Below are 22,963 nucleotides of genomic sequence, written 5' to 3' on the forward strand. Positions count from 1 at the left end.
CCGTACCGGTTCGATTCCGGTCCTCGGCATCATTAATAGCGCCCATAGCTCAACTGGATAGAGTGTCTGACTACGGATCAGAAGGTTAGGGGTTCGACTCCTCTTGGGCGCGTTTAATTACTTATATTTTATAGTAATTGTTTATTTCGCGGTGTAGCTCAGCTGGCTAGAGCGTCCGGTTCATACCCGGGAGGTCGGGGGTTCGATCCCCTCCGCCGCGATAAATTTTCGACCTTTGGACCTTTAGCTCAGTTGGTTAGAGCTCCCGGCTCATAACCGGGCGGTCGTAGGTTCGAGTCCTACAAGGTCCATTGAAAGTTATTTTTATTATGGAGGATTACCCAAGTCCGGCTGAAGGGAACGGTCTTGAAAACCGTCAGGTGTGTAAAAGCACGCAAGGGTTCGAATCCCTTATCCTCCTTATTAATATCGCGGAGTGGAGCAGTTAGGTAGCTCGTCGGGCTCATAACCCGAAGGTCACAGGTTCAAATCCTGTCTCCGCAATTAGGTTCCGTGGTGTAGGGGTTAACATGCCTGCCTGTCACGCAGGAGATCGCGGGTTCGATTCCCGTCGGGACCGTATTTAATGGCGCAGTAGCTCAGTTGGTAGAGCAACGGATTGAAGCTCCGTGTGTCGGCAGTTCGATTCTGTCTTGCGCCATTTATATTAGCGGGTGTAGTTTAGTGGTAAAACTACAGCCTTCCAAGCTGTTGTCGCGAGTTCGATTCTCGTCACCCGCTTTAGAATTAAATAGGGCCTATAGCTCAGCTGGTTAGAGCGCACGCCTGATAAGCGTGAGGTCGATGGTTCGAGTCCATTTAGGCCCATTAGTTTTAAGTAGTATTTTTGGCCCGTTGGTCAAGCGGTTAAGACACCGCCCTTTCACGGCGGTAACACGGGTTCGAGTCCCGTACGGGTCATATTTTATTATGGAGGATTACCCAAGTCCGGCTGAAGGGAACGGTCTTGAAAACCGTCAGGTGTGTAAAAGCACGCAAGGGTTCGAATCCCTTATCCTCCTTATTAATATCGCGGAGTGGAGCAGTTAGGTAGCTCGTCGGGCTCATAACCCGAAGGTCACAGGTTCAAATCCTGTCTCCGCAATTAGGTTCCGTGGTGTAGGGGTTAACATGCCTGCCTGTCACGCAGGAGATCGCGGGTTCGATTCCCGTCGGGACCGTTCTTTTATATTAGCGGGTGTAGTTTAGTGGTAAAACTACAGCCTTCCAAGCTGTTGTCGCGAGTTCGATTCTCGTCACCCGCTTTAGAATTAAATAGGGCCTATAGCTCAGCTGGTTAGAGCGCACGCCTGATAAGCGTGAGGTCGATGGTTCGAGTCCATTTAGGCCCATTAGTTTTAAATTTTTTGGAGAAGTACTCAAGTGGCTGAAGAGGTGCCCCTGCTAAGGGTATAGGTCGGGTAACTGGCGCGAGGGTTCAAATCCCTCCTTCTCCATAGCTTTTTTATTAGGCCCGTTGGTCAAGCGGTTAAGACACCGCCCTTTCACGGCGGTAACACGGGTTCGAGTCCCGTACGGGTCATAAGCTTGAAATTGTATATACAATTTCAAGCTTTTTTTTATACAAAAATATAAAGGAAAGGAAATTAAATTAATATGAAAGAAAAATTATCATACAAGGAAAAGTTATATATTGGAATGATGGTGTTTGGTTTGTTTTTTGGAGCAGGTAACTTAATTTTTCCGATTCAGATGGGTCAAGAAGCGGGTCAAAATGTGTTATTAGCAAATAATGGATTTTTATTATCAGCGATTGGAATTCCTTTTCTAGCTATTATATCTTTTGGTGCGACTGGGACAAATAAAATTTTTGAACTAGCGAGTAAAGTATCCTCGGCTTTTGCTTATTTTTTTACTGTTGTTTTATATTTAATTATAGGTCCATTCTTTGCAATGCCGAGGTTAGCCACAACTTCATATGAAATGTCTTTTGCTCATTTTATACCTAAGGATAAATCAACATTATCTCTTTTTATTTTTAGTACTATATTTTTTTCATTTGTTTTATTATTTTCATTTAAACCAAGTAAAATTTTAGATTATATTGGAAAGTATTTAACGCCATTATTTTTAATTTTATTAAGTTGTCTCATTTTAGTAAGTTTTATAAAACCTATGGGATCGATAGAAAATGCTTCCGTGCAAGCTTCATATAAATCTACTCCTTTTATAAAAGGATTTTTAGGTGGATATAATACATTAGATGCTTTGGCAGGATTAGCATTTGGGGCTATTATTATTGAAAGTGTTAAAGGATTTGGGATTCAAAAAAAATCAAGAATTGCCATTGAAACAATGAAATCTGGAATTTTTGGTATTGTCCTTATGGGTGTTATTTATACGTTGTTATCAATTATGGGAGCGATGAGTTTAGGGACTTTATCGTTAAATAAAAATGGTGGTGTAACATTGTCCCAATTGGCAGATTATTATTTAGGTGTACCTGGTAATATTTTATTAGGTTTAATCGTGATTGTAGCCTGTTTAAAAACGGCTATTGGATTAGCAACTTCATTTGGTAAATCTTATTCAGAAATGTTTTCTGATAGACATTATTTATCATTTGTATTGGGATGTTTATTTATGGCCTTGATGATTTCTAATATAGGATTAAATGCGATTATTACAGCATCTATTCCCGTATTAATGTTTATTTATCCTTTGGCAATGGTTTTGATTTTATTATCATTGTTAAGCAAGTGGACAGATAATATTAGAAATTGTTATAAAATAGTGATAGGATTTACGGTTATCTCATCTATTTTAGATGCAATTCGAGCATTGCCTGAGTGGATGCAACAAAATAATTTAATCACATCTATTTTAAGTTTTTCTGAACAATCTATTCCATTTTTTAGTAGTGGTTTAAGTTGGATTATTTTTGCATTTGTAGGACTGATTATTTCATTACTATTTAATATTAAAAGAAACCCATCAAGCATCTAAGCTAGATGGGTTTTTGGTTTATAAATAATATTTCTTAGAGACACTTAGGTCATCGTTCAATTCGTAAACTAAAGGTTGACCGGTTGGAATTTCTAGAGCCATGATATCGTCATCAGAAATATTTTCAATGTGTTTTGCTAAAGCGCGTAGTGAGTTACCATGTGCGGCAACTAATACGACATCATCTTTCAATAAAGATGGAGCAATATGATCATTCCAAAAAGGTAAGGCACGTTCAAGTGTTACTTTTAAATTTTCTCCTTCTGGAATTGCTCGTTTATCCAAGTAACGATATTTTGGATCGTGTGTGGATGACTCAGGACTACTTGGGTCAAGTAATGGAGGTAGTGTATCATATGAGCGTCTCCACAGTTGAACCTGATCTACCCCATATTTTTCAGCCGTTTCAGCCTTGTTTAATCCTTGTAATGCACCGTAGTGACGTTCATTTAAACGCCAAGATTTAAATTCAGGTGTTGAGAGTTGGTCTGATTCTTCTAGAACATAATGAGATGTTTTTATAGCCCGTTTTAAGTATGATGTATATGCAACATCAAATAAAATACCAGCTTCTTTTATTTTTCTACCAGCTTCTTGAGCTTCTTTTACTCCTTGTTCACTTAGATCAACATCTACCCATCCAGTAAATAAGTTAAGAGAGTTCCATACGCTTTGTCCATGTCGAATAAAAACTAATGTTTTCATCTGGTTCATCTACCCTTCGTATATATAAGTTATTATCTAGAAATGTCGATTGTTTTAACCCCATCATTTTGTGTGCCAACAATTACTCGATTCACCATATTTAAGAATAAGCCATGCTCAACAATACCAACTTGAGTATCTAGCCAAGCAGCTAATTCTCCAGGATTCTCAATTTTTTCTAGGTGTAAGTCTATAATATAATTTTTACTGTCTGTTAGCAAAGGATTACCATCGTCCGTTAGACGTAAAATTGGATTTAACTTATTTTCATTAAATACTTTAAATAGTTGAGCACTTCCATAAGGAATCACTTCAATAGGAAGTGGAAAAGTACCTAAATGTTTCACCATTTTTGATTCATCAACTATCCAAATGATTTCTTTTGAATAAGTTCCGACAATTTTTTCAAATAGAAGGGCAGCACCCCCACCTTTTATTCCTTGGAAGTCATCAGAGATTTCATCAGCACCATCAATCGTTAAATCAACGTAGTCTACTTCATCGATACTTTTTAAAGGAATATCCAAAGCTAAAGCTTGTACCTGTGTTGCTTTGGATGTGGTTACCCCGGTAATATTTAATCCTTCTTCTTTTACACGACGTCCAATTTCTTCTACCATATAGTAAGCTGTTGATCCAGTACCAAGACCGACAATCATACCGTCTTTTACATAATTTGCTGATTCAATGCCAACTAATTTTTTAAGATTCATAATAAAAAATTCCTCCTAGTATTCTATAAATTTATTGTAAGCATTATCTTAAAAAAAAGATACACTAAAAAATTAAATTTTATAAATTAAAGTATTGACGTTTATTAATAGAGTGTGTTAATATTACAAAGGTGCTTGAGAACAAGTCTTTTTAAATGTATCGACTGTATTAAAGCCTATTTTACGATGCAGGATTTCTTGCATTAATTTTTTAAATTTGAAAAAGAACCACCTGGATGTGTGGCTCTAGAAAAGCTCTATAAGGAAGGAGGAACTTTATCATGCCTACAATTAATCAATTGGTACGTAAATCTCGTAAATCAAAAACAACTAAATCTGGCTCACCTGCTTTAGGTAAAAGCTATAATAGTTTCAAAAAATCTCAAACTAACGTGAACTCTCCACAAAAACGTGGTGTTTGTACACGTGTGGGTACGATGACACCGAAAAAACCTAACTCTGCGTTACGTAAATATGCTCGTGTTCGTTTGTCAAACTTAATTGAAGTGACAGCTTACATTCCAGGTATTGGACATAACTTGCAAGAACATAGTGTGGTTTTAATCCGTGGAGGTCGTGTAAAAGATTTACCAGGGGTTCGTTATCATATCGTACGTGGTGCTTTAGATACTGCTGGTGTTACTGATCGTAAACAAAGCCGTTCTAAATATGGTACTAAAAAACCTAAAAAATAATTAAATTGATTAAATAAAATTTTTGGAAGGAGGAGTTACACATGCCAAGAAAAGGTCCTGTTGCAAAACGTGATGTATTACCAGATCCGATTTATAACTCAAAATTAGTGACTCGTTTAATCAACCGTGTAATGGTTGACGGTAAGCGTGGTGTTGCTTCTAGCATTATTTATGATGCATTTGATATTATTAAAGAGTCTACAGGGAATGATCCATTAGAAGTTTTCGAACAAGCAATGGAAAATGTTATGCCTGTTCTTGAAGTTAAAGCTCGCCGTGTTGGTGGTTCTAACTATCAAGTACCGGTTGAAGTTCGTCCAGAACGTCGTTCAACTTTAGGATTACGTTGGATTGTTAACTATTCACGTTTACGTGGGGAGCACACAATGGAACAACGTTTAGCAAAAGAAATTATGGATGCAGCTAATAACACTGGTTCTTCAGTTAAAAAACGTGAAGACGTGCATAAAATGGCTGAAGCCAACAGAGCATTTGCTCACTATCGTTGGTAAGATCCTCTTTTTAAAACGAAGAGAATACAGTTGTATTTAAATCAATCAAGTTTGAGAGGAGTTAGAATAGAATGGCAAGAGAGTTTTCATTAGAAAAAACTCGTAATATCGGAATTATGGCCCACGTTGATGCTGGTAAAACAACAACAACAGAGCGTATCCTTTATTATACTGGTAAAATCCATAAATTAGGTGAAACCCATGAGGGAGCTTCACAAATGGACTGGATGGAACAAGAGCAAGAACGTGGTATTACGATTACATCTGCAGCAACGACTGCACAATGGAAAGGTTACCGTGTAAACATCATTGACACTCCTGGGCACGTGGATTTCACAATTGAAGTTCAACGTTCATTACGTGTATTAGATGGTGCTGTTACCGTACTTGACTCACAATCAGGTGTTGAGCCTCAAACAGAAACTGTTTGGAGACAAGCAACTGAATACAAAGTACCTCGTATTGTATTTTGTAATAAAATGGATAAAACTGGTGCAGATTTCTTATACTCAGTTAAAACAATCCATGACCGTTTACAAGCAAATGCTCACCCAATTCAATTACCAATTGGTTCAGAAGATAACTTCACTGGAATTATCGACTTAATCAAAATGAAAGCTGAAATCTATACAAATGACTTAGGAACAGATATCCAAGAAACTGACATCCCTGAAGAATATATGGATATGGCTAATGAATGGCGTGAAAAATTAGTTGAAGCTGTAGCTGAAACTGATGAAGAATTAATGATGAAATATTTAGAAGGTGAAGAAATCACTGAAGAAGAATTAAAACAAGGAATTCGTCGTGCGACAATCAATGTTGAATTCTTCCCTGTATTAGCTGGTTCAGCCTTCAAAAATAAAGGTGTCCAATTAATGTTAGACGCTGTTTTAGACTATTTACCAGCTCCAACTGATGTTGAAGCAATTAAAGGTATTGATACTAAAACTGATGAAGAAACAGAACGTCCATCAAGTGATGACGCACCGTTTGCTTCATTAGCATTTAAAGTTATGACTGACCCATTCGTAGGTCGTTTAACATTCTTCCGTGTTTACTCTGGAACATTAGATAGTGGTTCATACGTTTTAAATGCGTCTAAAGACAAAAAAGAACGTATCGGACGTATTCTACAAATGCATGCCAACTCACGTGAAGAAATCAGTACAGTTTATGCTGGAGATATCGCAGCTGCTGTTGGATTGAAAGATACAACAACAGGGGACACATTGTGTGCATTAGATGCACCAGTTGTTCTTGAATCAATTGAGTTCCCAGAACCAGTTATTCAAGTAGCGGTAGAACCTAAATCTAAAGCTGACCAAGATAAAATGGGTATTGCTTTACAAAAACTAGCTGAAGAAGATCCGTCATTCCGTGTTGAAACAAACGTTGAAACAGGTGAAACTGTTATCTCAGGTATGGGTGAGTTGCACTTAGACGTTTTAGTAGACCGTATGAAACGTGAATTCAAAGTAGAAGCAAACGTAGGAGCTCCTCAAGTTTCTTATCGTGAAACATTTAGAGCGCCTATGACTCAAGCGGAAGGTAAATTCGTTCGCCAGTCTGGTGGTAAAGGTCAATACGGTCACGTATGGGTTGAGTTCACACCAAACGAAGAAGGAAAAGGCTTCGAGTTTGAAAATGCTATCGTCGGTGGTGTGGTTCCTCGTGAATACATCCCAGCTGTTGAAAAAGGATTAGAAGATTCTATGGCTAATGGTGTTCTTGCTGGATACCCATTAGTTGATATTAAAGCTAAATTATATGATGGTTCTTACCATGATGTTGACTCGAACGAGACAGCATTCCGTGTTGCGGCTTCTATGGCTTTACGTGCAGCAGCTAAGAAAGCACAACCAGTTATTCTTGAACCAATGATGAAAGTAACAATTACTGTTCCAGAAGATAACTTAGGTGATATCATGGGACATGTTACAAGTCGTCGTGGACGCGTTGAAGGTATGGAAGCACATGGTAACTCACAAATTGTTAACGCAATGATTCCACTTGCTGAAATGTTTGGATACGCAACAACATTACGTTCTTCAACTCAGGGACGTGGTACATTTATGATGGTATTTGACCACTATGAAGATGTACCAAAATCTATTCAAGAAGAAATTATCAAGAAAAATGGCGGGTCTCAAGATTAATTTTTGACTAGGCTTTTTTCTAAATTTCATGTAGAATGATGATGAATGAGGGTATGAAACTCATTAATTGATTTTCTTCCTTCATCATTATAATATAAATAAACAACTTTTAAATTTTAGGAGGATATATACAAAATGGCAAAAGAAAAATTTGACCGTTCGAAAGCCCATGTAAACATTGGTACAATCGGACACGTTGACCACGGTAAAACAACTTTATCTGCAGCAATCGCAACAGTTTTAGCTAAGAAAAACGGTGGAGAAGCTTCATCATATGCTGATATTGATAACGCTCCAGAAGAAAAAGAACGTGGAATCACAATTTCTACTTCTCATATCGAATATGAAACTGACACTCGTCACTACGCACACGTTGACTGCCCAGGACATGCTGACTACGTTAAAAACATGATCACTGGTGCTGCTCAAATGGACGGCGCGATTTTAGTAGTATCTGCTGCTGATGGTCCAATGCCACAAACTCGTGAGCACATTCTTTTATCTCGTAACGTTGGTGTTCCATACATCGTTGTTTTCTTAAACAAAATGGATATGGTTGACGACGAAGAATTATTAGAATTAGTAGAAATGGAAGTTCGTGACTTATTATCTGAATACGACTTCCCAGGAGATGATACTCCAATCGTTGCTGGTTCAGCATTAAAAGCTTTAGAAGGCGACGCTTCTTACGAAGAAAAAATCTTAGAATTAATGGCTGCTGTTGATGAGTATATCCCAACACCAGAACGTGATACTGACAAACCATTCATGATGCCAGTTGAGGATGTATTCTCAATTACTGGTCGTGGTACTGTTGCTACTGGTCGTGTTGAACGTGGACAAGTTCGCGTTGGTGACGAAGTAGAATTAGTAGGTATCGCTGAAGAAACTGCTAAAACAACTGTAACAGGTGTTGAAATGTTCCGTAAATTATTAGATTACGCTGAAGCTGGAGATAATATTGGTGCTTTATTACGTGGGGTAGCTCGTGAAGATATCCAACGTGGACAAGTATTAGCTGCTCCAGGAACAATCACTCCACATACTAAATTTAAAGCTGAAGTTTACGTTTTATCTAAAGAAGAAGGTGGACGTCATACTCCATTCTTTACAAACTACCGTCCTCAGTTCTACTTCCGTACAACTGACGTAACTGGTGTATGTAACTTACCAGAAGGAACTGAAATGGTAATGCCTGGTGATAACGTAGCTATGGACGTTGAATTAATTCATCCAATCGCGATCGAAGACGGAACTCGTTTCTCAATTCGTGAAGGTGGACGTACTGTTGGTTCAGGCGTTGTAACTGAAATCGTAGGTTAATTTTTTAATCTATTCAAATAAAGCATTGTTGTGTAAGGACGTAAGGTTGAAAACATTTGTTTTCAACCTTTTTTTGTTTAATGGTTTTCAAACTTTGTTATTTAAGGCATAAAATAAAAAAAATATCTAATAAGGTGAAAATAAAAAGAATTTAATGTAAAAAAGGGTTGCTTATAGCATTCTTTTTTAGTATAATTCTAGAGGTGCTGATAAAAAAGTGTATTAGTACCTCGTATAAAAATACGGAGGCGTTGAATCGAGAGGTTGCGACACGCCAGGAAGCATTGCCATGGTGGCGTGTTGGATATTTTCGAGGAGCTATGTCTACTTTTAAAATAGGCGAAGGAGGGAACAAAATGGCAAAACAAAAAATTCGTATCCGTTTAAAAGCGTATGAACATCGTGTATTAGATCAGTCTGCAGAAAAAATTGTAGAAACAGCAAAAAGAACAGGTGCTGAGGTTTCTGGACCAATTCCATTACCAACTGACCGTTCAGTTTATACAGTAATTCGTGCGACACATAAATACAAAGATTCACGTGAACAATTCGAAATGCGTACTCACAAACGTTTAATTGATATTGTGAGCCCAACACCAAAAACAGTTGACGCTTTAATGAAGCTAGACTTGCCAAGTGGTGTAAATATTGAAATTAAATTATAATAACAAAAAGATGGAGGTGTACTCATGACCAAAGGAATCTTAGGTAAAAAAGTAGGTATGACACAAATATTTACAGAAAACGGCGAATTAATTCCCGTAACAGTAATCGAAGCAACTCCAAACGTTGTTTTACAAGTTAAAACTGTTGAAACTGATGGATACGAAGCTGTCCAAGTTGGTTTCCAAGATAAACGTGATATTTTGTCAAACAAACCTGCTAAGGGTCATGTTGCAAAAGCAAATACGACTCCTAAGCGCTTCATTAGAGAATTCAATGATGTTGAGCTGGGAGAATATGAAGTAGGTAAAGAAATCACTGTTGATGTTTTCCAAGCAGGAGACATTGTTGATGTCACAGGTACAACTAAAGGACACGGCTTCCAAGGGGTTATTAAGCGTCATGGACAATCTCGTGGACCAATGGCACATGGTTCTAGATACCATCGTCGTCCAGGTTCAATGGGTGGAGCGTCTGATCCATCACGTGTATTTAAAGGCAAAAAACTTGCTGGACGTATGGGTGGAGATCGTGTTACCGTTCAAAACCTTGAAATCGTAAGAGTAGATGCAGATAAAAATGTTATTTTAGTAAAAGGTAATGTACCTGGTGCTAAAAAATCATTAATTGAAATAAAAACAGCTGTTAAGGCTGCTAAATAATTGTGGGAGAGGAGGAACTAAGAATGACATCTGTAGCATTATTTAAACAAGATGGAACTCAAAATGGCGAAATTGAATTAAATGAAGCTATTTTTGGTATCGAGCCAAACGAAAGTGTTGTCTACGATGCAATTATCATGCAACGTGCTTCTTTAAGACAAGGAACTCACGCTGTTAAAAACCGTAGCGCTGTACGCGGTGGTGGACGTAAACCATGGCGTCAAAAAGGAACAGGTCGTGCGCGTCAAGGATCTATCCGCTCACCACAATGGCGTGGAGGTGGAGTTGTCTTTGGACCAACACCACGTTCTTACAGCTACAAATTACCTAAAAAAGTTCGTCGTTTAGCAATTAAATCTGTTTTATCAGAAAAAGTTGCTGAAAACAAACTAGTTGTTGTTGAAGGATTAGCTTTCGACGCACCAAAAACAAAAGAATTTAAACAAGTTTTAGCAAACTTAAGTGTTGACACTAAAGTTTTAGTAGTACTAGAAGGTGGCAATGATTTTGCTGCTTTATCAGGACGTAACTTACCAAACGTTTCTATTGTAGAATCAAATAACGTAAGTGTACTTGACGTAGTTGCTGCTGACAAACTATTAGTAACTAAAACTGCTCTAACTCAAATAGAGGAGGTGCTTGCATAATGGAATTAATCGACGTAATTAAACGTCCAGTTATTACAGAAATGTCTGTAGCAGCTATGGACGAAAAAAAATACACGTTTGAAGTTGACGTAAGAGCCAACAAAACATTAGTTAAGCAAGCTGTAGAATCAGTTTTCGACGTTAAAGTTAAAAAAGTGAACATCATGAATGTAAAACCTAAACTTAAAAGAATGGGTAAACATGCTGGTTATACTAAAAAACGCCGTAAAGCAATTGTACAACTAACAGAAGATTCAAAAGAAATTCAAATTTTTGATGCTGAATAATTACAGCATCAACTAAAGTAGGAGGGAAATCACGTGGCGATTAAAAAGTATAAACCTACCACAAATGGTCGTCGTAACATGACTGGTTCTGATTTTGCTGAAATCACAACATCTAAACCAGAAAAAACGTTATTACAACCATTAAGTAAAAACGCTGGACGTAACAACCAAGGTAAAATTACTGTACGTCATCAAGCTGGTGGACACAAACGCCAATATCGTTTAATTGACTTTAAACGTAATAAAGATAATGTGGTTGGTACTGTAAAAACAGTTGAGTATGATCCAAACAGATCTGCTAACATTGCATTAATCCATTACACTGATGGTGTGAAGGCATATATCTTAGCACCAAAAGGCATCCAAGTAGGTGCACAAATTTCTTCAGGTCCAGATGCGGATATCAAAGTAGGAAATGCTCTACCATTGAATAATATCCCAGTTGGTACTGTTATCCATAACATTGAGTTAAAACCTGGTAAAGGTGGACAATTAATTCGTTCAGCTGGTACTAGCGCTCAAGTGTTAGGTAAAGAAGGTAAATATGTATTAGTTCGTTTGAATTCAGGAGAAGTTCGTATGATTTTAGGAACTTGTCGTGCAACAATCGGTACTGTAGGTAACGAACAACACGAATTAATCAACATCGGTAAAGCTGGTCGTAATCGTTGGTTAGGTAAACGTCCTACTGTACGTGGTAGCGTAATGAACCCTAATGATCACCCACACGGTGGTGGTGAAGGTAAAGCACCTATCGGACGTCCATCTCCAATGAGTCCATGGGGCAAACCAACACTTGGATACAAAACACGTAGCAAAAAAGCTAAATCAGATAAACTTATTGTACGTCGTCGTAAAACTAAATAATTTGATAGCTAATATGAAATATGTGAGAGGAGGTTCACCATGGGTCGTAGCTTAAAAAAAGGACCTTTTGTCGATGAACACTTAATGAAAAAAGTGGAAGCACAAAAAGATCAACCGAAAAAGAAAGTAATTAAAACTTGGTCACGTCGTTCTACAATTTTTCCAAACTTTATAGGATATACTATCGCAGTATATGATGGAAGAAAACATGTTCCTGTTTACATTCAAGAAGACATGGTAGGCCATAAACTAGGTGAATTCGCACCAACAAGAACTTATCGCGGACATGCTGCTGACGATAAAAAAACAAATCGCTAATTGAGGGGAGGACACGAATATGTCAGAAGAAAGAATTACTTCAGCTAAAGCAACTGCTAAAACAATTCGCACTTCACCTCGCAAGACAAGACTTGTTGTTGACCTAATCAGAGGTAAACAAGTAGGAGAAGCAATTTCAATCTTGAAATTCTCACCTAACAAAGCAGCAGGTATTGTTGAAAAAGTGCTTATGTCAGCTATTGCTAACGCAGAAAATAACTTTGATTTAGATGTTGAAGATTTAGTAGTATCAGAAGTATTTGTAAATGAAGGACCAACAATGAAACGCTTCCGTCCTCGTGCAAAAGGATCTGCTTCACCTATCAACAAAAGAACAAGTCATATTACAGTAGTAGTATCAGAAAAATAAGGAGGGACAACCAGTGGGTCAAAAAATTAATCCAATTGGAATGCGTGTCGGCGTCATTCGTGACTGGGATGCGAAATGGTATGCAGAAAAAGAATACGCTGAATACCTACATGAAGATTTGAAGATTCGTAAATTCATTTCGACTAGATTGGCTGATGCTTCTGTTTCAACCGTTGAAATCGAACGTGCTGCAAATCGCGTGAACGTTTCAATTCATACTGCTAAACCTGGTATGGTTATTGGTAAAGGCGGATCTGAAGTTGAAGCTTTACGTAAAGAATTAAATAAATTAACTGGTAAACGAGTTCATATTAACATCGTTGAAATCAAAAAACCAGATTTAGATGCTAAATTAGTAGCAGAAGGAATTGCACGTCAATTAGAAAATCGTGTAGCATTCCGTCGTGCTCAAAAACAAGCTATCCAACGTACAATGAGATCAGGTGCTCAAGGTATCAAAACTCTTGTATCTGGACGTTTAAATGGTGCTGACATGGCACGTTCTGAAGGTTATTCTGAAGGAACTGTTCCATTGCACACATTAAGAGCAGATATTGATTATGCTTGGGAAGAAGCAGATACAACATACGGAAAACTAGGAGTTAAAGTGTGGATTTATCGTGGAGAAATTCTTCCTGAAAAGAAAAACACTGAGAAAGGAGGGAAATAATCATGTTAGTACCTAAACGTGTAAAACACCGTCGTGAATTTAGAGGTAAAATGCGTGGTGAAGCTAAAGGTGGAAAAGAAATCGCATTTGGTGAATATGGCTTACAAGCTGTAGATTCTCATTGGATTACTAACCGTCAAATTGAAGCTGCCCGTATCGCAATGACTCGTCACATGAAACGTGGTGGGAAAGTATGGATTAAAATTTTCCCTCACAAGTCATATACATCAAAAGCAATTGGTGTTCGTATGGGTTCTGGTAAAGGGGCTCCTGAAGGCTGGGTTTCACCAGTAAAACGTGGAAAAATCTTGTTTGAAGTTGCTGGCGTTCCAGAAGATGTAGCTCGTGAAGCATTAAGACTTGCTTCTAATAAGTTACCTATTAAAACAAAAATTGTAAAACGTGAAGAAATGGGTGGTGAATCGAATGAAGGTTAAAGATATCAGAGAGTTAACCACTACCGAAATGATCGCTAAAGAGAAAGAGTATAAAGAAGAACTTTTCAACTTACGTTTCCAATTAGCAACAGGTCAATTAGAAAACACAGCGCGAATTTCAGAAGTTCGTAAATCGATTGCACGCATCAAAACAGTTTTGCGTGAAGAAGCTGCTAAGTAATAGTGGAAGGAGGCCATTGATAGATGACTCAAGAAAGAAATGAACGTAAAGTCTACACTGGGCGAGTAGTTTCCGATAAAATGGATAAAACTATCGTTGTTGTAGTAGAAACAAAGAAAACTCATAAGATTTATGGCAAGAGAGTTAAATACTCTAAAAAATATAAAGCTCATGATGAAAACAATGTAGCAAAAACGGGAGACATCGTTAAAATTATGGAAACTCGTCCATTATCTGCGACAAAACGCTTCCGTTTAGTAGAAGTTGTAGAAGAAGCAGTAATTATTTAATTCGAATTTTCCTATAGAGAAACCTGAAAGTTTGAAAGGAGGATACTCAAGTGATCCAACAAGAAAGTCGTATGAAAGTTGCTGACAACTCAGGAGCTCGTGAAGTACTTACAATTAAAGTACTTGGTGGTTCTGGTCGTAAAACAGCAAATATCGGTGACGTTGTGGTTTGTACGGTTAAACAAGCAACACCAGGTGGAGTTGTTAAAAAAGGCGAAGTAGTTAAAGCTGTTATCGTTCGTACAAAATCAGGAGCTCGTCGTAGTGACGGTTCTTATATCAAATTTGATGAAAATGCATGTGTGATTATTCGTGATGACAAGAGCCCACGTGGTACTCGTATCTTTGGGCCAGTTGCTCGTGAATTACGTGACAACAACTTTATGAAAATAGTCTCACTAGCACCAGAAGTGTTATAATACATACTCATGTTTAAAGGAGGTGCGAAACAAGATGTTCGTTAAAAAAGGCGATAAAGTAAAAGTTATCTCAGGTAAAGATAAGAATAAAGAGGGAATCGTACTCCAAGCATTTCCGAAGAAAGATCGCGTCATCGTAGAAGGTGTTAACGTTATGAAAAAACACCAAAAACCTAGCGCGGCAGCTCCACAAGGTGGAATTATCGAAATGGAGGCATCTATTCACGTTTCTAATGTAATGGTGGTTGATCCATCTAATGGTGAACCAACACGCGTAGGATACAAAGAAGTAGATGGTAAAAAAGTACGTGTTTCTAAGAAAACTGGAGAAGTTTTAGATAAATAAGAATATCAGGAAGGAGGCAATGTTGAATGAACCGCCTAAAAGAAAAGTATCTTAATGAAGTAACACCATCATTGGTGGAAAAATTTAATTACTCTTCTGTTATGCAAACACCTAAAGTTGATAAAATCGTTATTAACATGGGTGTTGGTGATGCAGTATCAAATAGTAAAAACTTAGATAAAGCTGTTGAAGAACTTGCTTTAATCTCTGGACAAAAACCAATTATTACAAAAGCTAAAAAATCTATCGCTGGTTTCCGTTTACGTGAAGGAATGCCAATCGGATGTAAAGTAACTTTACGTGGAGAAAGAATGTACGAATTTTTAGATAAATTAGTATCTGTCTCTTTACCTCGTGTACGTGACTTCCATGGTATCAGCAAAAAATCATTTGACGGACGTGGAAATTACACTTTAGGTGTAAAAGAACAATTAATTTTCCCTGAAGTTGATTATGATTTAGTAGATAAAGTTCGAGGAATGGACATTGTTATTGTTACAACAGCTAATACTGATGAGGAAGCTCGTGAGTTATTAGGTCAACTTGGAATGCCATTCCAAAAATAATTTAAGGAGGCGAACTACGTGGCTAAAAAATCAATGATTGCTAAAAATAAACGTCCAGCAAAATTCTCAACTCAAGAATATACTCGTTGTGAACGTTGTGGACGTCCACATTCAGTTTATCGCAAATTCAAACTTTGCCGTATTTGCTTCCGTGAACTTGCCTATAAAGGACAAATTCCCGGCGTGAAGAAAGCAAGCTGGTAAAAAAAGTAAACCGCAAAAGGAGGTAAAGGACTCAATGGTGATGACAGATCCAATTGCAGACTTCTTAACTCGTATTCGTAATGCGAATATCGTAAAACACGAATCATTAGAAGTGCCTGCATCAACAATCAAACTTGAAATCGCAAAAATCTTACAACGTGAAGGTTTTGTGCGTGAAGTAGAATTCATCGAAGATGACAAACAAGGAATCATCCGTGTTTTCTTAAAATATGGTAAAAACGACGAACGCGTTATTACTAACTTAAAACGTATCTCAAAACCAGGTTTACGTGTTTATGTAAAAGCTGATGAAGTGCCTAAAGTATTAAATGGTTTAGGTATAGCTATTATCTCAACTTCAGAAGGTATCTTAACTGATAAAGAAGCAAGAGAGCGTAATACTGGTGGAGAAGTACTAGCATACGTTTGGTAAAAAATTATTAATCAAGGAGGTGGCCTAGAGTGAGTCGTATCGGAAATAAACCAGTCGTAGTTCCTGCAGGTGTTACAGTAACGCAATCAGGAAACACTGTTACGGTTAAAGGTCCAAAAGGTGAATTAACTCGTGAGTTTTCACCAAATATTACGTTAAACATTTCAGAAGGTGAAGTTGTCTTAACTCGTCCTGATGATACTAAAGAAAACAAAACCTTACATGGTACAATGCGTGCTAACTTAAACAACATGGTTGTTGGTGTTAGTGAAGGGTTTGAAAAAGCTCTTGAACTAATTGGTGTTGGTTACCGTGCTCAATTACAAGGTAAAAAACTTGTTTTAAACGTTGGATATTCACATCCAGTTGAGTTTGAAACACCAGAAGGCATCACAATTGAAGTTCCTTCAAATACACAAATTGTTGTTAAAGGGTCTAACAAAGAAGTTGTTGGTGAACTTTCAGCAAACATTCGTGGAGTACGTCCTCCTGAACCTTACAAAGGCAAAGGTATTCGCTATGTTGGCGAACACGTAAGACGTAAAGAAGGTAAAACTGGTAAATAACAAATAAACTAATGAGGTGACAAGTGTGATTTCAAAACCAGATAAAAATAAAGTGCGCCAAAAAAGACATCAACGCGTACGTAGTAAAATCTCTGGTACTGCCGAGTGCCCACGCTTGAACGTATTCCGTTCTAACAAAAACATCTACGCTCAATTAATTGATGACGTAGCGGGTGTGACACTTGCAAGTGCCTCTACTGTTGATAAAGATATCGCAGGAGAAAACAAAACAGAAGCAGCTACAGCTGTAGGAGCTTCAATCGCTAAAAAAGCAACAGAAAAAGGTATTAAAGAAGTAGTCTTTGACCGTGGTGGATACCTTTACCATGGACGTGTAGCTGCATTAGCTGAAGCAGCACGTGAAAATGGACTAGAATTTTAGGAAAAGGAGGAACACCATTCATGGCTAATTTAGATGCTAGACAATTCGACTTAGAAGACCGCGTAGTAGCTATTAACCGCGTATCTAAAGTTGTTAAAGGTGGACGTCGTCTACGCTTTGCTGCTTTAGTAGTAGTTGGAGATAGAAATGGTCACGTTGGATTTGGTACTGGTAAAGCTCAAGAAGTACCTGAAGCAATTCGTAAAGCAGTAGAAGATGCTAAGAAAAACTTAATCGAAGTACCAATGGTAGGCTCAACAATTCCTCACGAAGTGATTGGATCATTCTGTGGTGGACGTATCCTTATGAAACCTGCTGTAGCCGGTTCTGGGGTTGCTGCTGGTGGACCAGTGCGTGCCGTCCTTGAGTTAGCGGGTATTTCTGATATTACAAGTAAATCTTTAGGATCAAACACACCTGTCAACGTTGTTCGTGCAACTGTTGAAGGATTAAGTAGACTAAAACGTGCAGAAGAAGTGGCTGAACTTAGAGGCATTTCTGTTGACGAACTAATCGGATAAGGGGGACCAAAAATGAGCGAATTAAAAATTACTTTAAAACGTAGTATCATTGGACGTCCTCAAAACCAACGCGATACAGTGAAAGCTTTAGGCTTGAAAAAAACTAATTCTACAGTTGTTAAACCAAACAACGAAGCAATTAAAGGAATGGTTAACACTATATCTCATTTAGTGGACGTTGAAGAAATTTAAGTGTAATTTGTAGGTAGACTATTTTTAAGGAGGTGCCGAATATATGAAACTTCATGAGTTACATCCGGCAGAAGGATCAAGACATGTACGTAATCGTGTAGGTCGTGGATCATCATCTGGTAACGGTAAAACATCAGGTCGTGGACAAAAAGGTCAAAAATCACGTTCAGGTGGTGGTGTACGTTTAGGTTTTGAAGGGGGACAAACTCCTTTATTCCGTCGTTTACCAAAACGTGGATTTACTAACATTAACCGTAAAGATTATGCAGTAATCAACTTAGACGTGTTAAATCGTTTTGAAGATGGTACTGAGGTAACACCAACTACTTTAATTGAAGCAGGAATCGTTAAAAACGAAAAATCAGGAATCAAAGTTTTAGGTAATGGTGAATTAACTAAAAAATTAACTGTGAAAGCAGCTAAATTCTCTGAATCTGCAAAAACTGCAATTGAAGCAGCTGGTGGGTCAGTTGAGGTGATCTAATGTTTAAGCTGTTGAAGGATTCGTTTAAGATAGAAAATATCCGTAATAAGATATTTTTTACACTTTTCATTCTCTTCGCGTTTAGAGTTGGAGCACATATTACAGTACCTGGTGTTGACGCAAAAGCATTAACAAATCTTAATGATTTAGCTTTAATGGCGATGTTCAACACAGTCAGTGGTAATGCCATGGAGAGATTCTCATTGTTCGCAATGGGAGTATCGCCATACATTACTGCATCTATTATTGTTCAATTACTTCAAATGGATATCGTACCGAAATTTGTTGAATGGTCAAAACAAGGTGAGGTAGGACGTAGAAAATTAAACCAAGCAACACGTTATATTACGTTGGTGTTAGGCTTTGTTCAATCGATTGCTATCACAGCTGGTTTTAACCTGTATGCAAATGCCGGACTAGTGAAAAGTCCAAGTGTATTTACGTATGTAAGTATCGGAATCATCTTAACAGCTGGTACCATGTTAGTTACTTGGATGGGCGAGCAAATATCTGAAAAAGGAATTGGAAATGGTGTCTCAATGATTATCTTTGCTGGAATTATCGCCAGATTCCCATCAAGCATCAAAGAAATCTACGTAGACTATTTTGTCAATATTGATAAATCTGATATGTGGAAATCTGTATTATTCATACTTGCCTTAGTTATTGCTGTTCTTTTAGTAGTAGTTATGGTAACTTATGTGCAACAAGCAGAAAGAAAGATACCAATTCAATATACAAAACGTGTAGCTGGTGCACCACAAAGTAGTTATTTACCATTAAAAGTAAATGCAGCAGGAGTTATTCCTGTCATCTTTGCCAGCTCAATTATAGCAACACCGCAAGCTATTTTGACTGCCTTTAAAACAACACAAGGCGGAAAAGGTTGGTTTGACGTGTTGACTACATTGTTTAATTATTCAACTATCCCAGGTGGAATACTTTATACAATTATGATTGTTGCTTTTACATTCTTCTATGCCTTTGTTCAGGTTAATCCTGAGAAAGTAGCTGAGAATTTGCAGAAGCAAGGAAGTTATATTCCAAGTGTACGACCTGGCCAAGAAACAGAAAAATTCATTTCGTCTTTATTAATGAGATTAAGTGTTGTTGGATCTGTCTTCTTAGGATTAGTGGCAATTCTACCAATTATTGCACAAAATATTTGGGGCTTACCTCAATCAATTGGATTGGGAGGAACAAGTTTACTGATTGTCATTAGTGTGGCTCTTGAAACAAATAAACAGCTTGAAGGGTTATTGTTGAAGCGTCAGTACACTGGTTTTATCAGAGAGTAAGAGTGTGTGTTGAGGTTTTACCTCAGCACTTTTCTCGAACTTAAGGAGGAAAACAAATGAATCTCATCCTAATGGGGTTGCCAGGAGCAGGTAAAGGTACTCAAGCGGAAAGAATCGTCGATGTTTATGAAATCCCACATATTTCTACTGGAGATATGTTCCGTGAAGCAATGAAGAATGAAACACCTCTTGGTAAAGAAGCAAAATCTTATATCGATAAAGGCGAATTAGTTCCGGATTCTGTGACAAACGGGATTGTAAAAGATCGTTTATCACAAGCTGATACAGAAAAAGGATTTTTATTAGATGGATTTCCTCGTACACTAGCTCAAGCAGAAGAATTAGATACAATTTTAGAGGAGTTAGGTAAAAAAGTAGATGATGTTCTAAACATCCATGTAGCAGAAGATGTATTAGTTGACCGTCTTGCTGGTCGTATCATTTGTAGAAGTTGTGGCGCAACTTATCACAAAACAAACAATCCACCCAAAGTGGAAGGTACTTGTGATCGTTGTGGTAGTCATGATTTTTATCAAAGAGAAGATGATAAGCCTGAGACAGTTAAGAATCGTCTAGAAGTTAACATTAAAAATAGCGAACCAATTTTAGCGTATTACCAAGATAAAGGTGTATTACACACTATTGATGGAGATCGTGATATTGATGCTGTTTTTGAAGATGTGAAATCAATCATAGATAAAGCCAATTAGAAAGCTCATCTAGTTATCTATTCTATGTCACTTACTATTTCTTACCCGCATTTTTTTCATTGAATTGATGCAGGTATCTTTTCTTTGTGTAGCTTTTATGCTATAATACAAAAGTTGAAATGAAATAGGTGTGAGTACTATTTTTGTCAATTGTCAGATGTAAACACTGTATAAGGAGGTACTAGTTGTGGCGAAAGAAGATATGATTGAAATCGAAGGTACAGTCGTCGAAACTTTGCCGAATGCAATGTTTAAAGTTGAATTAGAAAATGGCCATGTTATTTTGGCTCACGTGTCAGGAAAGATCAGAATGCATTACATTCGTATTTTACCTGGTGACAAAGTAACTGTTGAGTTATCTCCATATGATTTAACTCGTGGTCGTATTACTTACCGCTTTAAATAATTGTACTCCGTAAAATTCAAGGAGGTATAATCATGAAAGTAAGACCATCAGTAAAACCAATTTGTGAAAAATGCAAAATAATTCGTCGTAAAGGTCGAGTTATGGTTATCTGTGAAAACCCAAAACATAAACAACGTCAAGGATAAAGGAGGTGTAACGAATAATGGCTCGTATTGCAGGTGTAGATATTCCTCGTGATAAACGTGTTGTTATTTCGCTTACTTACATTTACGGTATTGGAAAGAAAACTTCTCAAGAAATCTTAAAAGAAGCAGGAGTTTCTGAAGATATTCGTGTGCGCGATTTAACTAACGAACAAACTGATAGCATCCGTGCTGCAGTAGATAAATTAAAAGTTGAAGGTGACTTACGTCGTGAAGTGAACTTAAACATCAAACGTTTGATGGAAATTGGTTCATACAGAGGTATGCGTCATCGTCGTGGTTTGCCAACTCGTGGTCAAAACACAAAAAACAATGCTCGTACTAGAAAAGGACCAGCTCGTTCAATCGCTGGTAAGAAAAAATAAGATTAGAGTGAAGGAGGTTTAAAGCTTCATGGTAGCAAAAAAAGTTTCAAGAAAACGCCGAGTGAAAAAAAATATTGAAGCAGGTGTGGCACATATCCACTCTACTTTCAATAATACAATCGTAATGTTAACTGACGTACATGGAAATGCCATTGCATGGTCATCTGCAGGTTCATTAGGATTTAAAGGTAGTAAAAAAGCAACTCCATTCGCAGCTCAAATGGCAGCTGAAACTGCAGCAAAAGCAGCTATGGAACATGGCTTGAAAACTGTTGACGTAACTGTAAAAGGACCTGGTTCTGGTCGTGAAGCAGCTATTCGTTCATTACAAGCAACAGGATTAGAAGTGACAGCAATTCGTGACGTTACTCCAGTTCCACATAATGGATGTCGCCCTCCAAAACGCCGTCGTGTTTAGTGAGAGTTTATTCATTGGATAGGAATTATAGCGACATTGAACAAGACACTTTCGTTTTGAAAGGGGTATAGACAAGAATGATTGAATTTGAGAAACCAAGAATCACAAAAATCGATGAAGATAGAGATTATGGCAAGTTCGTCATCGAACCACTTGAAAGAGGATATGGTACGACTTTAGGTAACTCTTTGCGCCGTATTTTATTATCGTCTCTACCAGGGGCTGCCATCACTAATTTACAAATCGATGGTGTGTTGCATGAATTTTCAACTGTCAAAGGTGTACGTGAGGATGTCACTCAAATTATTCTAAATATCAAGGGACTTGCTTTAAAGCTCTATGCTGATGAAGAAAAGACACTTGAAATTGATATAACTGGCCCAGCTGACGTGACTGCTGGAGATATTCTTACTGACAGTGATGTTGAAATTATGAATAAAGATTTATTCATTTGTAGCGTTGCTGAAGGTGCGACTTTCCGTGCAAGCTTAACTGTTAAGCCAGGACGTGGTTATGTACAAGCAGAAGAAAATAAAAGTGAAGATATGCCTATTGGTGTATTACCAGTGGACTCTATCTACACGCCAGTTAATCGTGTAAACTACCAAGTAGAAAATACACGTGTTGGGCGTCGTGATGATTACGACAAACTAACTTTAGATGTCTGGACAGATGGATCTATCGCTCCACAAGAAGCTATCAGTTTATCTGCTAAAATCTTGACTGAGCATTTAGATATTTTTGTTAACTTGACTGATGAAGCAAAAAATGCCGAAATCATGATTGAAAAAGAAGAAACACAAAAAGAAAAAATGTTAGAAACAACAATCGAAGAGCTTGATTTATCCGTTCGTTCTTATAACTGTTTGAAGCGCGCAGGCATCAACACTTTACAAGAATTAACCAATAAATCAGAAGCAGAAATGATTAAAGTTCGTAACTTAGGACGTAAATCACTTGAAGAAGTTAAAGCTAAACTAGCCGATCTTTCTTTAGGATTACGCCAAGAGGACTAATCTAAAC

Annotated in this window: 35 protein-coding genes and 17 tRNA genes; 50 read left to right on the top strand and 2 right to left on the bottom strand. The window is 37.6% G+C overall.

The window, feature by feature from the left end; all coding sequences use genetic code 11:
• The first annotated feature begins 38 nt into the window (after positions 1-38).
• The 18 genes from MN581_RS08260 to brnQ all read left to right on the top strand — a co-directional run bounded on the left by MN581_RS08260 (position 39) and on the right by brnQ (position 2,967).
• Positions 39-112, top strand: a tRNA-Arg gene (locus MN581_RS08260).
• A gap of 35 nt (positions 113-147) precedes the next feature.
• Positions 148-221: transfer RNA gene (locus tag MN581_RS08265), tRNA-Met, on the top strand.
• 16 nt (positions 222-237) lie between these two features.
• Positions 238-311: transfer RNA gene (locus tag MN581_RS08270), tRNA-Ile, on the top strand.
• 20 nt (positions 312-331) lie between these two features.
• A tRNA-Ser gene (locus MN581_RS08275) sits at positions 332-421 on the top strand.
• A 9-nt stretch (positions 422-430) separates the two neighbouring features.
• A tRNA-Met gene (locus MN581_RS08280) sits at positions 431-504 on the top strand.
• 3 nt (positions 505-507) lie between these two features.
• A tRNA-Asp gene (locus tag MN581_RS08285) sits at positions 508-580 on the top strand.
• Between the two features lie 8 nt (positions 581-588).
• Positions 589-661: transfer RNA gene (locus MN581_RS08290), tRNA-Phe, on the top strand.
• A 9-nt stretch (positions 662-670) separates the two neighbouring features.
• Positions 671-741, top strand: a tRNA-Gly gene (locus MN581_RS08295).
• A 13-nt stretch (positions 742-754) separates the two neighbouring features.
• A tRNA-Ile gene (locus tag MN581_RS08300) sits at positions 755-828 on the top strand.
• Positions 829-849: 21 nt separating this feature from the next.
• Positions 850-921, top strand: a tRNA-Glu gene (locus MN581_RS08305).
• A gap of 11 nt (positions 922-932) precedes the next feature.
• Positions 933-1,022 (top strand) — tRNA-Ser (locus MN581_RS08310).
• A gap of 9 nt (positions 1,023-1,031) precedes the next feature.
• A tRNA-Met gene (locus MN581_RS08315) sits at positions 1,032-1,105 on the top strand.
• A gap of 3 nt (positions 1,106-1,108) precedes the next feature.
• Positions 1,109-1,181: transfer RNA gene (locus MN581_RS08320), tRNA-Asp, on the top strand.
• Between the two features lie 13 nt (positions 1,182-1,194).
• A tRNA-Gly gene (locus MN581_RS08325) sits at positions 1,195-1,265 on the top strand.
• A gap of 13 nt (positions 1,266-1,278) precedes the next feature.
• A tRNA-Ile gene (locus MN581_RS08330) sits at positions 1,279-1,352 on the top strand.
• 17 nt (positions 1,353-1,369) lie between these two features.
• Positions 1,370-1,457: transfer RNA gene (locus tag MN581_RS08335), tRNA-Ser, on the top strand.
• A 14-nt stretch (positions 1,458-1,471) separates the two neighbouring features.
• A tRNA-Glu gene (locus MN581_RS08340) sits at positions 1,472-1,543 on the top strand.
• Positions 1,544-1,617: 74 nt separating this feature from the next.
• Positions 1,618-2,967 (top strand): branched-chain amino acid transport system II carrier protein, encoded by a 1,350-nt coding sequence (brnQ, locus tag MN581_RS08345; RefSeq protein WP_117973964.1) that lies wholly within the window; start codon positions 1,618-1,620, stop codon positions 2,965-2,967.
• Between the two features lie 18 nt (positions 2,968-2,985).
• Here brnQ and gpmA read toward each other — a convergent pair whose 3' ends face one another.
• Both gpmA and rpiA read right to left on the bottom strand, forming a co-directional pair.
• Positions 2,986-3,672, bottom strand: coding sequence for a 2,3-diphosphoglycerate-dependent phosphoglycerate mutase (gene gpmA, locus MN581_RS08350; RefSeq protein WP_117973962.1), 687 nt, complete (start codon positions 3,670-3,672; stop codon positions 2,986-2,988).
• Between the two features lie 32 nt (positions 3,673-3,704).
• Positions 3,705-4,385, bottom strand: coding sequence for a ribose-5-phosphate isomerase RpiA (gene rpiA, locus MN581_RS08355; protein WP_117973960.1), 681 nt, complete (start codon positions 4,383-4,385; stop codon positions 3,705-3,707).
• 281 nt (positions 4,386-4,666) lie between these two features.
• Between rpiA and rpsL the strand changes: the two genes are divergently transcribed.
• From rpsL to MN581_RS08515, 32 genes are all read left to right on the top strand, one after another.
• A complete protein-coding gene (gene rpsL, locus MN581_RS08360; protein ID WP_071457771.1) occupies positions 4,667-5,080 on the top strand; it encodes a 30S ribosomal protein S12 in 414 nt (137 codons plus the stop codon).
• 41 nt (positions 5,081-5,121) lie between these two features.
• Positions 5,122-5,592, top strand: a complete 471-nt coding sequence (rpsG, locus tag MN581_RS08365; protein WP_071457770.1) for a 30S ribosomal protein S7 — start codon at positions 5,122-5,124, stop codon at positions 5,590-5,592.
• 71 nt (positions 5,593-5,663) lie between these two features.
• Positions 5,664-7,751 carry an elongation factor G gene (gene fusA, locus MN581_RS08370; protein ID WP_117973958.1) on the top strand — a complete coding sequence of 696 codons (2,088 nt, stop codon included), beginning with the start codon at positions 5,664-5,666 and terminating at the stop codon, positions 7,749-7,751.
• 135 nt (positions 7,752-7,886) lie between these two features.
• A complete protein-coding gene (gene tuf, locus MN581_RS08375; RefSeq protein ID WP_117973956.1) occupies positions 7,887-9,074 on the top strand; it encodes an elongation factor Tu in 1,188 nt (395 codons plus the stop codon).
• A 356-nt stretch (positions 9,075-9,430) separates the two neighbouring features.
• Complete coding sequence (gene rpsJ, locus MN581_RS08380; protein WP_071457767.1) at positions 9,431-9,739, top strand: 30S ribosomal protein S10; 309 nt, start codon at positions 9,431-9,433, stop codon at positions 9,737-9,739.
• Between the two features lie 24 nt (positions 9,740-9,763).
• Positions 9,764-10,399, top strand: a complete 636-nt coding sequence (gene rplC, locus MN581_RS08385) for a 50S ribosomal protein L3 (RefSeq protein ID WP_117973954.1) — start codon at positions 9,764-9,766, stop codon at positions 10,397-10,399.
• 23 nt (positions 10,400-10,422) lie between these two features.
• Positions 10,423-11,046 (top strand): 50S ribosomal protein L4, encoded by a 624-nt coding sequence (rplD, locus tag MN581_RS08390; RefSeq protein WP_117973952.1) that lies wholly within the window; start codon positions 10,423-10,425, stop codon positions 11,044-11,046.
• The gene (gene rplW, locus MN581_RS08395) at positions 11,046-11,333 is read left to right on the top strand and encodes a 50S ribosomal protein L23 (protein WP_117973950.1); all 288 of its coding nucleotides are present in this window, start codon (positions 11,046-11,048) and stop codon (positions 11,331-11,333) included. The genes rplD and rplW overlap by 1 nt, the downstream gene beginning before the upstream one ends.
• A gap of 33 nt (positions 11,334-11,366) precedes the next feature.
• Entirely contained in the window at positions 11,367-12,200 is an 834-nt protein-coding gene (gene rplB, locus MN581_RS08400; RefSeq protein WP_071457763.1) for a 50S ribosomal protein L2, read from the top strand.
• Between the two features lie 39 nt (positions 12,201-12,239).
• Complete coding sequence (gene rpsS, locus MN581_RS08405) at positions 12,240-12,518, top strand: 30S ribosomal protein S19 (RefSeq protein WP_071457762.1); 279 nt, start codon at positions 12,240-12,242, stop codon at positions 12,516-12,518.
• Between the two features lie 19 nt (positions 12,519-12,537).
• Positions 12,538-12,888 (top strand): 50S ribosomal protein L22, encoded by a 351-nt coding sequence (gene rplV / locus MN581_RS08410; RefSeq protein WP_071457761.1) that lies wholly within the window; start codon positions 12,538-12,540, stop codon positions 12,886-12,888.
• Positions 12,889-12,901: 13 nt separating this feature from the next.
• Complete coding sequence (gene rpsC / locus MN581_RS08415; RefSeq protein WP_117973948.1) at positions 12,902-13,558, top strand: 30S ribosomal protein S3; 657 nt, start codon at positions 12,902-12,904, stop codon at positions 13,556-13,558.
• 2 nt (positions 13,559-13,560) lie between these two features.
• Positions 13,561-13,995 (top strand): 50S ribosomal protein L16, encoded by a 435-nt coding sequence (rplP, locus tag MN581_RS08420; RefSeq protein ID WP_117973946.1) that lies wholly within the window; start codon positions 13,561-13,563, stop codon positions 13,993-13,995.
• Positions 13,985-14,176 carry a 50S ribosomal protein L29 gene (gene rpmC / locus MN581_RS08425; protein WP_071457758.1) on the top strand — a complete coding sequence of 64 codons (192 nt, stop codon included), beginning with the start codon at positions 13,985-13,987 and terminating at the stop codon, positions 14,174-14,176. The genes rplP and rpmC overlap by 11 nt, the downstream gene beginning before the upstream one ends.
• A 23-nt stretch (positions 14,177-14,199) precedes the next feature.
• On the top strand, positions 14,200-14,466 hold the full coding sequence (gene rpsQ / locus MN581_RS08430; RefSeq protein ID WP_117973944.1) for a 30S ribosomal protein S17: 267 nt from the start codon (positions 14,200-14,202) through the stop codon (positions 14,464-14,466).
• Between the two features lie 50 nt (positions 14,467-14,516).
• Positions 14,517-14,885, top strand: coding sequence for a 50S ribosomal protein L14 (gene rplN / locus MN581_RS08435; protein ID WP_071457756.1), 369 nt, complete (start codon positions 14,517-14,519; stop codon positions 14,883-14,885).
• Between the two features lie 34 nt (positions 14,886-14,919).
• Positions 14,920-15,231, top strand: coding sequence for a 50S ribosomal protein L24 (gene rplX, locus MN581_RS08440; protein ID WP_117973942.1), 312 nt, complete (start codon positions 14,920-14,922; stop codon positions 15,229-15,231).
• A gap of 26 nt (positions 15,232-15,257) precedes the next feature.
• Positions 15,258-15,797, top strand: a complete 540-nt coding sequence (gene rplE, locus MN581_RS08445) for a 50S ribosomal protein L5 (RefSeq protein ID WP_071457754.1) — start codon at positions 15,258-15,260, stop codon at positions 15,795-15,797.
• Between the two features lie 18 nt (positions 15,798-15,815).
• Positions 15,816-16,001 (top strand): type Z 30S ribosomal protein S14, encoded by a 186-nt coding sequence (locus MN581_RS08450; protein WP_016184192.1) that lies wholly within the window; start codon positions 15,816-15,818, stop codon positions 15,999-16,001.
• A 34-nt stretch (positions 16,002-16,035) separates the two neighbouring features.
• Positions 16,036-16,434, top strand: coding sequence for a 30S ribosomal protein S8 (gene rpsH, locus MN581_RS08455; RefSeq protein WP_071457753.1), 399 nt, complete (start codon positions 16,036-16,038; stop codon positions 16,432-16,434).
• Between the two features lie 29 nt (positions 16,435-16,463).
• Positions 16,464-17,000 carry a 50S ribosomal protein L6 gene (gene rplF / locus MN581_RS08460; RefSeq protein WP_079346405.1) on the top strand — a complete coding sequence of 179 codons (537 nt, stop codon included), beginning with the start codon at positions 16,464-16,466 and terminating at the stop codon, positions 16,998-17,000.
• A 25-nt stretch (positions 17,001-17,025) separates the two neighbouring features.
• Positions 17,026-17,382 (top strand): 50S ribosomal protein L18, encoded by a 357-nt coding sequence (rplR, locus tag MN581_RS08465; RefSeq protein WP_117973940.1) that lies wholly within the window; start codon positions 17,026-17,028, stop codon positions 17,380-17,382.
• A gap of 20 nt (positions 17,383-17,402) precedes the next feature.
• The gene (rpsE, locus tag MN581_RS08470) at positions 17,403-17,903 is read left to right on the top strand and encodes a 30S ribosomal protein S5 (protein ID WP_071457750.1); all 501 of its coding nucleotides are present in this window, start codon (positions 17,403-17,405) and stop codon (positions 17,901-17,903) included.
• A gap of 12 nt (positions 17,904-17,915) precedes the next feature.
• On the top strand, positions 17,916-18,095 hold the full coding sequence (rpmD, locus tag MN581_RS08475; protein ID WP_117973938.1) for a 50S ribosomal protein L30: 180 nt from the start codon (positions 17,916-17,918) through the stop codon (positions 18,093-18,095).
• A 43-nt stretch (positions 18,096-18,138) separates the two neighbouring features.
• A complete protein-coding gene (rplO, locus tag MN581_RS08480; protein ID WP_117973936.1) occupies positions 18,139-18,579 on the top strand; it encodes a 50S ribosomal protein L15 in 441 nt (146 codons plus the stop codon).
• Positions 18,579-19,877, top strand: coding sequence for a preprotein translocase subunit SecY (gene secY / locus MN581_RS08485; RefSeq protein ID WP_117973934.1), 1,299 nt, complete (start codon positions 18,579-18,581; stop codon positions 19,875-19,877). Before rplO ends, secY begins: the two co-directional genes overlap by 1 nt.
• Before the next feature lie 56 nt (positions 19,878-19,933).
• Positions 19,934-20,587, top strand: coding sequence for an adenylate kinase (locus tag MN581_RS08490; protein WP_117973932.1), 654 nt, complete (start codon positions 19,934-19,936; stop codon positions 20,585-20,587).
• A 187-nt stretch (positions 20,588-20,774) separates the two neighbouring features.
• Positions 20,775-20,993, top strand: a complete 219-nt coding sequence (gene infA / locus MN581_RS08495; protein WP_071457745.1) for a translation initiation factor IF-1 — start codon at positions 20,775-20,777, stop codon at positions 20,991-20,993.
• A 32-nt stretch (positions 20,994-21,025) separates the two neighbouring features.
• A complete protein-coding gene (gene rpmJ, locus MN581_RS08500; RefSeq protein ID WP_071457744.1) occupies positions 21,026-21,139 on the top strand; it encodes a 50S ribosomal protein L36 in 114 nt (37 codons plus the stop codon).
• Between the two features lie 17 nt (positions 21,140-21,156).
• The gene (gene rpsM, locus MN581_RS08505) at positions 21,157-21,522 is read left to right on the top strand and encodes a 30S ribosomal protein S13 (RefSeq protein WP_071457743.1); all 366 of its coding nucleotides are present in this window, start codon (positions 21,157-21,159) and stop codon (positions 21,520-21,522) included.
• A 28-nt stretch (positions 21,523-21,550) separates the two neighbouring features.
• On the top strand, positions 21,551-21,940 hold the full coding sequence (gene rpsK / locus MN581_RS08510; protein WP_071457742.1) for a 30S ribosomal protein S11: 390 nt from the start codon (positions 21,551-21,553) through the stop codon (positions 21,938-21,940).
• A 77-nt stretch (positions 21,941-22,017) separates the two neighbouring features.
• A complete protein-coding gene (locus MN581_RS08515) occupies positions 22,018-22,956 on the top strand; it encodes a DNA-directed RNA polymerase subunit alpha (RefSeq protein ID WP_071457741.1) in 939 nt (312 codons plus the stop codon).
• Positions 22,957-22,963 lie beyond the last annotated feature (7 nt).

This window comes from Vagococcus sp. CY53-2 (assembly GCF_022604695.1).
GTDB lineage: Bacteria > Bacillota > Bacilli > Lactobacillales > Vagococcaceae > Vagococcus.

What these genes read in the sequence shown, in the direction of transcription:
- brnQ (WP_117973964.1), top strand. Translation starts at nt 1,618, where the DNA reads ATGAAAGAAAAATTATCATACAAGGAAAAGTTATATATTGGAATGATG.
- gpmA (WP_117973962.1), bottom strand. Translation starts at nt 3,672, where the DNA reads ATGAAAACATTAGTTTTTATTCGACATGGACAAAGCGTATGGAACTCT.
- rpiA (WP_117973960.1), bottom strand. Translation starts at nt 4,385, where the DNA reads ATGAATCTTAAAAAATTAGTTGGCATTGAATCAGCAAATTATGTAAAA.
- rpsL (WP_071457771.1), top strand. Translation starts at nt 4,667, where the DNA reads ATGCCTACAATTAATCAATTGGTACGTAAATCTCGTAAATCAAAAACA.
- rpsG (WP_071457770.1), top strand. Translation starts at nt 5,122, where the DNA reads ATGCCAAGAAAAGGTCCTGTTGCAAAACGTGATGTATTACCAGATCCG.
- fusA (WP_117973958.1), top strand. Translation starts at nt 5,664, where the DNA reads ATGGCAAGAGAGTTTTCATTAGAAAAAACTCGTAATATCGGAATTATG.
- tuf (WP_117973956.1), top strand. Translation starts at nt 7,887, where the DNA reads ATGGCAAAAGAAAAATTTGACCGTTCGAAAGCCCATGTAAACATTGGT.
- rpsJ (WP_071457767.1), top strand. Translation starts at nt 9,431, where the DNA reads ATGGCAAAACAAAAAATTCGTATCCGTTTAAAAGCGTATGAACATCGT.
- rplC (WP_117973954.1), top strand. Translation starts at nt 9,764, where the DNA reads ATGACCAAAGGAATCTTAGGTAAAAAAGTAGGTATGACACAAATATTT.
- rplD (WP_117973952.1), top strand. Translation starts at nt 10,423, where the DNA reads ATGACATCTGTAGCATTATTTAAACAAGATGGAACTCAAAATGGCGAA.
- rplW (WP_117973950.1), top strand. Translation starts at nt 11,046, where the DNA reads ATGGAATTAATCGACGTAATTAAACGTCCAGTTATTACAGAAATGTCT.
- rpsS (WP_071457762.1), top strand. Translation starts at nt 12,240, where the DNA reads ATGGGTCGTAGCTTAAAAAAAGGACCTTTTGTCGATGAACACTTAATG.
- rplV (WP_071457761.1), top strand. Translation starts at nt 12,538, where the DNA reads ATGTCAGAAGAAAGAATTACTTCAGCTAAAGCAACTGCTAAAACAATT.
- rplP (WP_117973946.1), top strand. Translation starts at nt 13,561, where the DNA reads ATGTTAGTACCTAAACGTGTAAAACACCGTCGTGAATTTAGAGGTAAA.
- rpmC (WP_071457758.1), top strand. Translation starts at nt 13,985, where the DNA reads ATGAAGGTTAAAGATATCAGAGAGTTAACCACTACCGAAATGATCGCT.
- rpsQ (WP_117973944.1), top strand. Translation starts at nt 14,200, where the DNA reads ATGACTCAAGAAAGAAATGAACGTAAAGTCTACACTGGGCGAGTAGTT.
- rplX (WP_117973942.1), top strand. Translation starts at nt 14,920, where the DNA reads ATGTTCGTTAAAAAAGGCGATAAAGTAAAAGTTATCTCAGGTAAAGAT.
- rplE (WP_071457754.1), top strand. Translation starts at nt 15,258, where the DNA reads ATGAACCGCCTAAAAGAAAAGTATCTTAATGAAGTAACACCATCATTG.
- rpsH (WP_071457753.1), top strand. Translation starts at nt 16,036, where the DNA reads ATGGTGATGACAGATCCAATTGCAGACTTCTTAACTCGTATTCGTAAT.
- rpsE (WP_071457750.1), top strand. Translation starts at nt 17,403, where the DNA reads ATGGCTAATTTAGATGCTAGACAATTCGACTTAGAAGACCGCGTAGTA.
- rpmD (WP_117973938.1), top strand. Translation starts at nt 17,916, where the DNA reads ATGAGCGAATTAAAAATTACTTTAAAACGTAGTATCATTGGACGTCCT.
- rplO (WP_117973936.1), top strand. Translation starts at nt 18,139, where the DNA reads ATGAAACTTCATGAGTTACATCCGGCAGAAGGATCAAGACATGTACGT.
- secY (WP_117973934.1), top strand. Translation starts at nt 18,579, where the DNA reads ATGTTTAAGCTGTTGAAGGATTCGTTTAAGATAGAAAATATCCGTAAT.
- MN581_RS08490 (WP_117973932.1), top strand. Translation starts at nt 19,934, where the DNA reads ATGAATCTCATCCTAATGGGGTTGCCAGGAGCAGGTAAAGGTACTCAA.
- rpmJ (WP_071457744.1), top strand. Translation starts at nt 21,026, where the DNA reads ATGAAAGTAAGACCATCAGTAAAACCAATTTGTGAAAAATGCAAAATA.
- rpsM (WP_071457743.1), top strand. Translation starts at nt 21,157, where the DNA reads ATGGCTCGTATTGCAGGTGTAGATATTCCTCGTGATAAACGTGTTGTT.
- rpsK (WP_071457742.1), top strand. Translation starts at nt 21,551, where the DNA reads ATGGTAGCAAAAAAAGTTTCAAGAAAACGCCGAGTGAAAAAAAATATT.
- MN581_RS08515 (WP_071457741.1), top strand. Translation starts at nt 22,018, where the DNA reads ATGATTGAATTTGAGAAACCAAGAATCACAAAAATCGATGAAGATAGA.